The 10,771-nt window shown below is 61.1% G+C and carries 10 protein-coding genes and 1 pseudogene; 2 read left to right on the top strand and 9 right to left on the bottom strand.

What is annotated here, in order from left to right:
- Nucleotides 1-139 precede the first annotated feature (139 nt).
- Complete coding sequence (locus tag IT549_RS05505) at nucleotides 140-490, bottom strand: hypothetical protein (RefSeq protein WP_292970592.1); 351 nt, start codon at nucleotides 488-490, stop codon at nucleotides 140-142.
- Between the two features lie 473 nt (nucleotides 491-963).
- Between IT549_RS05505 and IT549_RS05500 the strand changes: the two genes are divergently transcribed.
- Nucleotides 964-2,150, top strand: a protein-coding gene (locus IT549_RS05500; protein WP_292970590.1) for an IS3 family transposase whose coding sequence is annotated in 2 segments (ribosomal slippage) — nucleotides 964-1,225 and nucleotides 1,225-2,150 — 1,188 coding nt in all. Because the reading frame shifts where the segments join, the coding sequence is not laid out codon by codon here.
- A 23-nt stretch (nucleotides 2,151-2,173) separates the two neighbouring features.
- Here the strand turns inward: IT549_RS05500 and IT549_RS05495 are convergent.
- The 4 genes and pseudogenes from IT549_RS05495 to IT549_RS05480 form a co-directional block, all read right to left on the bottom strand.
- A pseudogene (locus tag IT549_RS05495) lies at nucleotides 2,174-2,368 on the bottom strand (transposase); the annotation flags it as partial.
- A 633-nt stretch (nucleotides 2,369-3,001) separates the two neighbouring features.
- A complete protein-coding gene (locus tag IT549_RS05490; RefSeq protein WP_292970588.1) occupies nucleotides 3,002-4,531 on the bottom strand; it encodes a DHA2 family efflux MFS transporter permease subunit in 1,530 nt (509 codons plus the stop codon).
- A 6-nt stretch (nucleotides 4,532-4,537) separates the two neighbouring features.
- A complete protein-coding gene (locus IT549_RS05485; protein WP_292970586.1) occupies nucleotides 4,538-5,683 on the bottom strand; it encodes an EmrA/EmrK family multidrug efflux transporter periplasmic adaptor subunit in 1,146 nt (381 codons plus the stop codon).
- The gene (locus tag IT549_RS05480; RefSeq protein ID WP_292971107.1) at nucleotides 5,680-7,086 is read right to left on the bottom strand and encodes an efflux transporter outer membrane subunit; all 1,407 of its coding nucleotides are present in this window, start codon (nucleotides 7,084-7,086) and stop codon (nucleotides 5,680-5,682) included. Before IT549_RS05480 ends, IT549_RS05485 begins: the two co-directional genes overlap by 4 nt.
- A gap of 173 nt (nucleotides 7,087-7,259) precedes the next feature.
- Between IT549_RS05480 and IT549_RS05475 the strand changes: the two genes are divergently transcribed.
- Nucleotides 7,260-7,724 (top strand): MarR family transcriptional regulator, encoded by a 465-nt coding sequence (locus tag IT549_RS05475; protein ID WP_169495421.1) that lies wholly within the window; start codon nucleotides 7,260-7,262, stop codon nucleotides 7,722-7,724.
- Between the two features lie 28 nt (nucleotides 7,725-7,752).
- Here the strand turns inward: IT549_RS05475 and IT549_RS05470 are convergent, their stop codons facing one another.
- Genes IT549_RS05470 through IT549_RS05455 form a run of 4 tightly spaced genes read right to left on the bottom strand, consistent with a single transcriptional unit; the run spans nucleotide 7,753 to nucleotide 10,635 of the window.
- Nucleotides 7,753-8,145, bottom strand: a complete 393-nt coding sequence (locus IT549_RS05470; protein ID WP_169495422.1) for a PaaI family thioesterase — start codon at nucleotides 8,143-8,145, stop codon at nucleotides 7,753-7,755.
- Entirely contained in the window at nucleotides 8,142-8,999 is an 858-nt protein-coding gene (locus IT549_RS05465) for an alpha/beta hydrolase (protein ID WP_169495423.1), read from the bottom strand. Before IT549_RS05465 ends, IT549_RS05470 begins: the two co-directional genes overlap by 4 nt.
- Before the next feature lie 10 nt (nucleotides 9,000-9,009).
- The gene (locus IT549_RS05460) at nucleotides 9,010-9,336 is read right to left on the bottom strand and encodes a 2Fe-2S iron-sulfur cluster-binding protein (protein ID WP_100868275.1); all 327 of its coding nucleotides are present in this window, start codon (nucleotides 9,334-9,336) and stop codon (nucleotides 9,010-9,012) included.
- Between the two features lie 33 nt (nucleotides 9,337-9,369).
- Nucleotides 9,370-10,635 carry a cytochrome P450 gene (locus tag IT549_RS05455; RefSeq protein ID WP_169495424.1) on the bottom strand — a complete coding sequence of 422 codons (1,266 nt, stop codon included), beginning with the start codon at nucleotides 10,633-10,635 and terminating at the stop codon, nucleotides 9,370-9,372.
- Between the last annotated feature and the right edge of the window lie 136 nt (nucleotides 10,636-10,771).

Raw genomic sequence — 10,771 nt, 5'->3', positions numbered from 1 at the left:
GACAGCTCTTGCCGTCGGCAAACGGTATCAGCTTCCGCCGAGATTTCGGGGCAATCACGTTCCGAACGATGTCTGTTCTGGCGAGCTTTCAGACATCGCACCTCGAATATCATGTCCCGGCACTCATGTGATCCTCAGATCACCAGGCGAAAGACACCGACCCCAACTGCCCGAATTCGGCAATGATCGCCTTGCCTTTGACGAGATAAGGCGCGGATGTCAGGCCACCCGTCAGTATGATCGAGCCTGCGGGAAGGACAATTCCCGCCGCGACAAGTTCGCCACAAAGCCAAAGCAAGGCTTCAAGCGGGCCACCCATCGCGGCGGACGAATGCCCTGTGAACCGCTCACCACATTCGCCGCCAAGCGAAACTGCAAGACCTTCCGATTTGAGTACGCCGGGACAGTGCGGTTTCCCAAGGATGAAGCCGGCGGCCGAACTGTTGTCGGCAACATTGTCCTCAGCGTCATCTATCGCGCCGGCGAGCATTCGCAGCTGCTCGATGCCTTCCTCGATTCCGTGCGATCAGTTTCCGCGAATGCCTCGTCTGCCAGCTAGTTTTGACCTGCGGGTGACGGTCGATGTCTGAAGCCTGAGCCGCCCCTGGTGCCAAGTCCAGACACCACTCTCAGCGGCCTCCGCAGTGCGGATCCGATGCATCGTGAAACATGGTGTCTGGCGGAGAGGGTGTCCGCCCTGAATCTGTCATATAGTATTGATATTGCTCTGATAAAATGTTTCAAAAGCGCAATGGACCCACACTCAGACCCACACATCTAGATCGCTCAACATTGGTTTTGCGGACGAATTGAGCCGAAATCCATTTTATCATATGAAATATTATCATACCGAACGGTCTCCGCTAAATAGAAATGTCACTGTCGGGGACCCAGGGTGACGTGACCCCCTGATTTCCCTCCAAGATTGATTAGAGTCCGGCCCTTGAGAGAAGGAACGGACAGATGAAGCGACTACGATTTACAGAAGAGCAGATTATCGGGGTTCTGCGTGAGGCAGAGGCAGGCGCGAAGACGGCTGACCTGGCCCGCAAGCATGGCGTGTCGGAAGCGACGCTATACAACTGGAAGGCCAAGTATGGCGGCCTTGAGGTGTCGGAGGCGAAGCGGCTGCGGGCGCTCGAGGACGAGAACGGGCGGCTCAAGCGTCTGCTTGCCGACGCGATGCTGGACAACGCGGGTCTGAAGGATCTGCTGGCAAAAAAATGGTAACGCCTGCCGCCAAGCGGGAAGCGGTCGCGCATCTTCAGGCCCTGCTTGATGTCAGCGAGCGGCGGGCGTGCAGGGTCATCGATGCGGACCGGACAGTCATTCGCTACCAGTCGCGGCGCGATGATGGTGCTTTGCGCGAGAAGCTGCGGGAACTGGCGCATCAACGCCGCCGGTTCGGGTATCGGCGGTTGCACATCCTGCTGCGGCGCGAGGGGCTGACGATCAACCGCAAGAAGACCCAGCGGCTGTACCGCGAGGAAGGCTTGACCGTGCGGCGACGCAAAGGGCGCAAACGCGCGGTTGGTGCACGGGTGCCAGCTCCCGTTTCGGCGCTACCCAACCAGCGCTGGAGCCTGGACTTCGTGCATGATCAGATGATCACCGGTCGCCGGTTCCGGGTGCTCAACGTCGTCGATGATGTGACGCGCGAGTGCCTGGCGGCGGTTCCCGACACCTCGATCTCGGGCAAGCGGGTGGTGCGCGAACTGGCCGAGCTGATCGCGGTGCGGGGCAAGCCCGGTATGATCGTCAGCGACAACGGAACCGAGCTGACCTCGAACGCGGTGCTCGAATGGTGCGGCGATGCCAAGGTCGAATGGCATTACACGACGCCGGGCAAGCCGACCCAGAACGCGTTCGTCGAGAGATTTAACGGGCGGATGCGCGACGAGCTGCTCAATGAGACACTGTTCACTTCGCTGGCCCATGCCCGCGAGAAGATCACTGCATGGGCCGACGATTACAACACCGACCGACCGCACTCCTCACTCGGATACGCCACCCCGGCGGCCTTCGCCGCCGACCTCAAAAAGCAAGGGGCTGCTGCGCTCCGCATAGCCGGAGGCTACGCTACGCAGCCCCTTGCTTCACCCGCGCAACCGCGCAACAACGATGCCGAGGCTTTAATCGCAACTGGATGAAAGTTGGGGGTCACGTCACAGGTGTAATACAAGCTCTGCGCGATGCCTTCCTTGCGGCACAGCTCAGCAATGCTGTCCTCGCCGCGCAGCCCATCGAGCACGATGCGGATCTTGTCTTCGGCCGAGAAATGGCGACGGGTCTGCCGCCGAATGTCCTTCACGACCCGCTCAGCAGGAGCCTTTACCGGCGATTTTTTCAAGGAGTGTTGGGACTTCATCTTCGTTCCTTCGTCACTACGACGAAGCCCCAACACTCCTTAAATCACAACGTCAAATCTGTGCCATTGGTGCTGACGGGGGACACTGGCCACGTCTGCAACTGGCTCGGGGGGAAGCTCTAAGGGGCTTGGATCAGCTGCATTGCCGTCTTTCAGCCTAAGCTGGGAGAAGTCCTCGACGGCCACTTCACGTGCATGGGACTGAAGCCCGAGCACAGCGGTGGCTGCAAAAATTATGAAACGCTTCACGTCACGCCTTTCGATGGCGTGCTGTGCAGATGGGGTTGCGCGAAACCCAATTTAGGCGCGCCCCTTTACTACTGTCAATCCAGCCGACAAGCCGACGACTAACTACGCAATGGAAATCTACGACTACGGCCCATCAGTAACCGGTTGGGTGTGCGAACTGCAATCAGAAGCCGCATAATGGCCAAGCATGCAGACTCTCTACGTTAGCAGGACAGGGTTGCGAAAGTCTCCAAATTGACGGTTGCTTGCCTTGATACAATCGACATCGCGCTCTTGCACGATTGGCGTAGTTGGAACGCAGCGCTTTCGGCTCTGCCAAGGGGGAGTCTTCTGTCGGCTCTGGTGACGACCCTGGAACGGAAGACATTGCAGCCGCGCACTGGATCAGTGCCCCAGCGGCATCCCGCCCGATCTAGTCGGGCGTGGAGCGAGCCAGATGAGAGCGGCGGCGAAGAGCAGGATGGCGCTGGTGGCCCAGAAGGTATGGATGAGCGCCAGGGTTGTCGCTTCGAGATCGACCATGTTGCTGAGAATCTGCCGCACCTGATCGGGCGGAAACCCGAGTCCGGTCAAGCTATCCTGCACGGCTTCCGGTTGCATCGCTCCGACGGCATCGCTCCGCGCCAGGCGCTGCGTGTCGGCCCAGTAGGAGAGCGTTATCGAGGTCGCTACCGCCGTTGCGATGGTCCGCATAAAGCTCTGAAGGCCGGCAGCCGACGCCACTTCATTGTCATCGACGGTGTTGAGGGTGAGCGACATGAGCGGAAGCATCATGAAGGTCACCCCCAAGCCCTGAACCAACTGCAGAATGCTGAGAGTCCAGAAATCGGCGTCCGTCGTCCAGGTCGTTCGGACGAGCGTCGTCGCCGCAATCCAGGCGATACCGCCCGAGACCAACAGGCGGGGGTCGAGGCGACTCATCAAGAAGGCCGCCAGTGGCGCTGTAAACAGTGCGCCGGTGGCGGAGAAAGATGACGACAATCCCGCTGAAGTCGCCGGGAATCCGAGCCAGGCCTGTTGCCACTGGGGGACAATGACAAAACCCGCGAAATAGCCAGCAAATGCGAGCGACAGCACTGTCAGGCTGACGCTGAACCCCCGGTGTCTGAACACCCGCAAATCGACAATCGGGTGATCTTCGCCTAGCTCCCAGATAACGAAGAGCAGAAGACAGACAAAGGAGGTGATCGATAGCGCGACGATCATCGGATCGGCGAACCAGTCATGGTTGCGGCCAAGGTCCAGCACGAGTTGCAGGCAACCCACCCAAAGGACCAGCAGGGCGAGTCCGATGAAATCGATGGGCTGGGTCTGCCGATCGGTTTCGACGGGCTTCAGCAACACGATACCCACGCCAATACAAAGGATCGCAACGGGCACGTTGATCAGGAATATCCAATGCCAGCTGTAGTTCTCGGTAAGGTAGCCTCCGATCATCGGGCCAAGAGCTGGCCCCATCAACAGTGTGACAGCCCACATGCCCAAAGCCATGTTGCGCTTTTCCGGCGGAAAGACCTTCAGGAGCAGCGTCTGCGACAAGGGCATCAGGAACGCGCCGAAGATCCCCTGGCCGATCCGGCATGCAACCAGCATCCCCATTGTGATTGAAATACCGCACAAGAAGGAAAGAATGCCGAAGCCGACCATGCTGACGACGAAGGTGCGCACCGAACCGAAGCGTCCCGCGATCCACCCGGTCAAGGGAACGCAGATCGCTTCAGCTACCGCGTAAGAGGTGATGATCCAGGCCCCTTGCTCAAGCGTGATCCCGAGGCTGCCAGCGACATGCGGGATCGAGACATTGGCGATGGTCAGGTCGAGAATGACCATGAAATTGGCCAGCGCCAGCACCAGCCCGGCGGCCAATTGCCGCGACGGGGCAATGCCAGCGCTTTCGGGTTTGGCGCTACTCATCGTGCCTTACCTTCGAGAAACATCGATCTCGACTTCCATCGACAGCCCGACGCGCAAGGGATGTTTCCGTAGCTCGGCAGGATCGAGTTCGATCCGCACCGGGAGACGCTGGACAGTCTTGATCCAGTTGCCGGTGGCGTTCTGGGCCGGAATAACCGCCATTGACGATCCGGTTCCGCCAGCAAAGCCGGTGATCTTGCCATGATAAACAACGTCGCCACCGTAAAGGTCCGAGGTCAGAGTGACGGGCATGCCGATGCGGACGCGGCGCAGCTGGCTCTCCCTGAAGTTCGCATCGACATAGAGCTTGTCGACCGGGACGATGGTCATGATGATCTGTCCTGGGTTCAGTCGTTGCCCGACCTGAATTTGCAGACGGCTCACCACCCCCGAAACGGGCGCCCGGATTTCGGTGCGTTCAAGATCGAGCCGCGCCGAGTCGAGCCGCGCCGCGGCAGCTTGCACAGCGGGATCGGTGTCGATGTTTGAGCCGCGCACCAGTGCATCGTTGGCCGCGAACTGGCCCTGGGCAACGCGGCGGGCCGAACTGACCTCCGATATCCCACCGCGAGCGGCATCGAGTGCAGCGCTGGCGGTGGCAAAGGTCCTACGTGCTTGGGTGACTTCTTCGCCAGACACGGCTCCGCTGGCAACCAGTGTCTCGCGACGCTGAAGATCGATCCTGGCCTTGTCGAACTCGGCCTGGGCGCTGCGCAATCGCGCCTGCGCTTGGACAATAGCCGCGCTCGACGTGTCGATCTGCGCCGACAGGGCACCGTTGGTCGCAACCGCCTGACCGAAACGGCGGCGGGCAGCGGCGAGGTCGGCCTGGGCCTGCGCTACGGCAATCTTCGCATTGGCCTGGTCGAGCCGGACCAGCACGTCCCCTGCCTTCACCTGCTGCGTATCTTCTACTAGAACCTCGATCGCCGATCCCGCGACCAGCGGCGTGACCTGTGCGATCTGTGCATTCACATAGGCGTTATCGGTGCCGACATGGTTTCGCGTAACCAGCAGGTACCATGCAGCCCAGGCAAGACCCACCACTCCAAGAGCGATCGCCAGCCGCTTTAGCCACTTTCTGCGCGTTCCCTTGCGCGCAGCGGAGAGTTCGGGATCGATCGCTGGCAATTCGGTTGCTGGTTCGGTCATTGGCCTGTCTGTCCTGTTGGCCGGGCGGCGGCGGTATCGAAGCCGCCACCCAACGCCCGGATCATCGCGAGCGTCGCGCCCCTTTCGTATGTCTCAAGCCCAATCACCACGAGCCGCAGGTCATGGACGCTGCGTTCGTTGGCGAGTACGTCGAGATAGCTGGAAAGGCCCGCCTCGTAGCGACGACGGACCAATGCCAGGGCGTCCTCGCTGGCGGTCAGCGCAGTTCGGGCAGCTGCAAGCCTCTTGTCCGCGGCGTCGCGCTGGGTGACAGCATCAGCGACCTGCTGAAAAGCGGTGACCACCGTCTGGTTGTAGTTCGCGACTGCCTCGTCATAGGCCGCCCAGGCGCCGCCGTATTGCGCCTTGAGGGCACCGCCCTGAAAGATTGGCAGGCTGATTGCGGGGCCGACGTTGCCGAACAGCGACCCGGAATCGACCAGATTGCCGAGCCCCAGCGCCTGCAAGCCGACCAGCGCCCTGAGGTTGATCGAAGGAAAGAAGCCGGCGCGCGCGACCTTTACCTTGCTTGCCGCCGCTTCGACCCGTTCGCGCGCCGCGACGATGTCGGGACGGCGGCCCAGCAGATCGGTATTGATGCCCGCCGGAACTCCAGAAGGAGTGGAGGGTGCAAGCGGCGGGCGGGTGATCGATTGACCGCGGTCCGGCCCGGCACCGACCAGCGCGGCAAGCTGGTTGCGGCGGAAACCGATGTTCTCGGAGATCGCCGCGAGGTCCTGTTCGGCGAGGGCGACTTCGGCATCGGCGCGGCGCAGGCTCGCCAGGTTGTCGAGCCCGCTGCCGTGGCGCTGGGCGACAAGGTCTCGCGTCGACCGGCGATTGGCGAGTATCGACGCAGCATTGTCGTATTCGCGGTAGAATCGGCCCAGTTCGGCATAGGCGGCGGTGATCGCGACCGACAGCACGAGCCGGGCTTGCGCGGCATCGACCACCGCCGCGCGGGCCTCCGAGGTCGCCGCTGCATGGGCGGCGCGGTTGCGCCCCCACAGGTCTAGGTCGAATCCGAATGTCAGCGAGGCCTGACCGTAGTCTTTCCAGCCATCGGGCAGGAATTGCGCGGGGAGGCCGTTGTTACCGCTTTGACGCCGCAAGCCCCCTTCCGCCTCGGCACCAAGCGATGGCAGTCGTGCGGCTCCAGCCCTTTGCGCTTCGGATTCGGCCCGCTTGATCCGGGCTACGGCCACAGCGACCTGGGGCGAGTTGGCAAGACCTTCCTCGATCAGCGCGGTCAACTGCGGATCGCCGGCCAGACGCCACCATTGATCTGGCGGCCAGGCGGTGTTGCCGCGCGCGGCGAGTGTCTGCGATACCTCGATTGTATCGGGGGTGTGCATCGCGGGCCGAACCCCAGCATCGGGGACCGCAACGCAGGCGACCAGCATCAACGGCAGAGCGATGCCAGCCACGCGCATGGTATGGCTTGTCTTCGACTTGGGTTTTGGTTGCTCGGTAGATAGGGTCACGGCGCGTCGATAGCAGGTAGTAAAAATATTTACAATCTGTCTTGCAACAATAATGCTTTAAACGATCACGTAGATGCGCTATCAGATGTCGCATGTCTGACGCGGCGCAGCACGAACGGTTTGTTACCGAAGCGGATGAGTTGATATTCCTGATCGAGGAGGTTCCCCGCCGACTCAGGCGCATGTTTACGGTTTCGATGGCCGCGTTCGACATGACCACTCCGCAATGGCGGGCGCTGTCGTATATCATGCGCACGCCCGGCTTGAACCAGACCATGCTCGCGCGACAACTGGATCTCGAACGGGCTTCAGTGGGCCATATCGTCGATCAGCTCGAAGCGGCAGGCCTTGCTGAACGTCGCGCGGCCGGGGGAGACCGGCGGGTTTGGACCTTGCACCCCTTGCCGAAAGCAATCGAAATCCTCCCCTCGGTGCGTAAGGCCGCCGATCGACTATATCTGGAATTGCTCCGCAACGTCCCCCTTGAGGACATCGACCAAATGCGCTCCACGCTCTCCAGGATGGTAGCCAATATCAGTGGTCTAGACCCGGACTGAAGTCGGTTTGGGCTGGCAACAATGCCCGTTACATATTGTAGGCCCCGCGACCGCTGGCGACCAGCGTCCCGGCCTCGTCGTGAATGCGCACGTCGGCAACGCTTAGCGATTTCCCGGCCTTGATCAGCCGCCCTTCGGCATGAAGCGTCTGGCGGCTCGCTGCCCGATGGTAATCGACCCTCAGGTCGGCTGTGGATTTGCACATGTTTCCTGAGGCCAGGACTGCATAGAATCCCGTCAGATCGATCAACGAGGCGAGAATTCCACCGTGCATCGACGGGAGCGTGGGGTTGGAGATCATCTCGTCCCGCCATGGCATTTCGATCAGGATGTGCTCTGCGTCAGCTTCGACCATCCGCAAGTTCAGCCAGCGGTGAAACGGCGCGACCAGCAGGGCGCGGTTGAGCTCTTCCAGCGTCATGCAATCGTCTCCGGTTCGGACTGGCTTTCGAGGAATTCGATGATGGCCCTGCTGAACACGTCGTTGTCGTCGCCGACAACCATATGTCCAGCGCCCGAGACGTCGGTGAAGCGCGCGCCAGGCACCATCGCGCAGAACCGCTTCGCAGCCTCCATGGAAATCAGGTCGCTCGATCCGCCCCGCACCAGGTGGACCGGTAGCGAGAGGACGCTTGCCGCCGCCTGGGCTTGGGCATAGTCCTGTTCGCGCCGCCCGGTCATCCCGCTCAGAAAGCCGGGATCCCAATGCCAACGATAACGCTGGTCCGGGTCGAGACGGAGATAGCTCTTCAGGCCCTCGCTGGCGCCGCGCTTCTCGCGGTTCGGCATATAGTCCGCGATCGCCTCTGCGGCTTCGTCGTATGACGCGAAGCCGCGCTCCACATGGGCGTTCATGAAGCCGACAATTCGTGAAACACCCTCCGGGTCCATATCCGGAGTGACATCGACCAGCGTCAGCGACGCAAAGCTACCCGGTCGCACCGCCCCTTCCGCCACCAGCGCCGCCAATCCGCCAAGCGATGCGCCGATGACATGCGGCCGCTGGTTCAGCTTGTCGCAGACCGCGAGGATATCCTTGCCGAAATCGGCAAAGCGGTATCTACCGGGGGTGGCCCAGCCACTCTCGCCATGACCGCGCATGTCGATCGCCACCGAGCGATAGCCGTGCTCCGCCAATTGCTGCATCGTCTTGCGCCAGGTGCGCCGGGTTTGCCCTCCGCCATGCGCCAGTAATACGGACGGCCGACCATGACCATCGCCGACAAGGCTTGCCGCGATGGAGATGCCGCCGCTTCCGTCAAACGTCATGTGCATGGCGTCTTGCTCAGTGCTGAAGCTCGGGCAGATGCAGCACCAGCCCATCGAGTTCGGGGACCATCGGAATCTGGCACGCGAGGCGGCTGGTTTCGGTCGTTCCCTCGGCAAACTGGATCAGATCGCTCTCCATGCCGCCTTCTTCCGGCGGCCCGACCCGATCCATCCAGGCCTGATCGACATGGACATGGCACGTGGCGCAGGCACAGACCCCGCCGCAATCGCCATCGATCCCCGGTACACTGTTGAACAGGGCGGCTTCACGGGCGCTGAGGCCCTCGTCTATTTCAACCGACCGACGTGTGCCGTCGGCGGAAACAAAAGTTACGTTGATCATATGGAAGTTCCGTATTTGTAACGAGCCAAGCCTTCAGTGCGCGTGAAGTTTCACCGGCAGCCGGGTAATCCCGCGCACCAGATTGGACAGCAGCCGCTCCGGCTCGCCAACAACTTCGACGAAGCGAAAGCGCTTGAGGATCTCTTCCCAGATGATCCGCAGTTGCAATTCGGCCAGACGGTTGCCCATGCAGCGGTGGATGCCGAACCCGAAGGAGAGGTGGTGGCGCGGATTTTCGCGATCGATGATGAATTGGTCGGCCCGGTCGATCACGGTTTCGTCGCGGTTGCCCGAGAGATACCACATCACCACCTTGTCGCCTTTCCTGATCTGCTTTCCGCCAATTTCGGCGTCTTCCAGCGCGGTACGGCGCATGTGCGTCAGCGGGGTCTGCCAGCGGATGATCTCGGGAATCATGCTGGAAACGAGCGCCGGATTGTCCCGCAATTTCTGATATTCGCCCGGGTTCTGGTTGAGCGCCAGGACCCCGCCACTGATCGAATTGCGGGTGGTGTCGTTGCCGCCGACAATCAGCAGCAGCAGGTTGCCGAGAAATTCGAGGAACGGCATGTCGCGGGTTGCGGGCGAATGCGCCATCATCGAGATCAGGTCATTGCCGCCGGGCTTGTCGATCCGTTCGTCCCACAGGCCCTTGAAATACATCGCACACTGGATGAGTTCCTCGCGGCGCTGTTCGAACGATTCGACGATGCCGGTTTCCGGTGACGCGGTGGTGACGTCCGACCAGCGGGTCAGCTTGGCGCGCTCGTCCCAGGGGAAATCGAAGATCGTCGCAAGCGTCATGGTGGTAAGTTCGACCGACACCAGCTTTACCCAGTCGATCTCCTCGCCGACCGGCAGCGAATCGAGGATCGCGCCCGCCCGTTCGCGGATGATCGGCTCAAGCAGAAGCAGGTTCGATGGTGCAACCACCGGGCTTACCGCCTTGCGCTGCTGGTCGTGCTTGGGCTGATCCATCGCGATGAACATTTCGAGCTCGAGCGCGCCCTCGACGCTGTGCATGTCCTGGACCGAAATCCCACCGAGCTTGGCTTCCGACGAGAAGACCTTGTGGTTGGTGTCGACCGCTATGATGTCGTTGAACTTGGTCACCGACCAATAGGGCCCGAACCGGCTTTCTGCACAGTAGTGGACCGGATCCTCGCGCCGAAGCCGGGTGAAATATTCCCCCACGGTGTCATTCTGGAAGAGGTAGGGATTGGCGACATTGATCTCGTGCAGCGGGATCGAATCGACGGAAGCGTAGAGGACTTTTTCCTGAGTTGCCGAAGTTGCCATGGAACAGACCTTTCTCAATGGCGTCACCTAGGGCCGAAAGGGCCATTCTGTCAATAAAGATTATCAGCTTTAATCCGCCAACTCGGGGAGGTGCCAGGTCGGGATCGCTTACGATTACCGAAATGCCGAGTTTTCG

Origin of the sequence: Novosphingobium sp. (assembly GCF_020852455.1) — a bacterium.
Lineage (GTDB): Bacteria > Pseudomonadota > Alphaproteobacteria > Sphingomonadales > Sphingomonadaceae > Novosphingobium.
Note: the sequence above shows the minus strand (reverse complement) of the source record. Positions and strands in the feature narration are given on the sequence as shown.

What these genes read in the sequence shown, in the direction of transcription:
- IT549_RS05505 (WP_292970592.1), bottom strand. Translation starts at nt 490, where the DNA reads ATGCTCGCCGGCGCGATAGATGACGCTGAGGACAATGTTGCCGACAAC.
- IT549_RS05490 (WP_292970588.1), bottom strand. Translation starts at nt 4,531, where the DNA reads ATGAGTAGCGCCAAACCCGAAAGCGCTGGCATTGCCCCGTCGCGGCAA.
- IT549_RS05485 (WP_292970586.1), bottom strand. Translation starts at nt 5,683, where the DNA reads ATGACCGAACCAGCAACCGAATTGCCAGCGATCGATCCCGAACTCTCC.
- IT549_RS05480 (WP_292971107.1), bottom strand. Translation starts at nt 7,086, where the DNA reads ATGCTGGTCGCCTGCGTTGCGGTCCCCGATGCTGGGGTTCGGCCCGCG.
- IT549_RS05475 (WP_169495421.1), top strand. Translation starts at nt 7,260, where the DNA reads ATGTCTGACGCGGCGCAGCACGAACGGTTTGTTACCGAAGCGGATGAG.
- IT549_RS05470 (WP_169495422.1), bottom strand. Translation starts at nt 8,145, where the DNA reads ATGACGCTGGAAGAGCTCAACCGCGCCCTGCTGGTCGCGCCGTTTCAC.
- IT549_RS05465 (WP_169495423.1), bottom strand. Translation starts at nt 8,999, where the DNA reads ATGCACATGACGTTTGACGGAAGCGGCGGCATCTCCATCGCGGCAAGC.
- IT549_RS05460 (WP_100868275.1), bottom strand. Translation starts at nt 9,336, where the DNA reads ATGATCAACGTAACTTTTGTTTCCGCCGACGGCACACGTCGGTCGGTT.
- IT549_RS05455 (WP_169495424.1), bottom strand. Translation starts at nt 10,635, where the DNA reads ATGGCAACTTCGGCAACTCAGGAAAAAGTCCTCTACGCTTCCGTCGAT.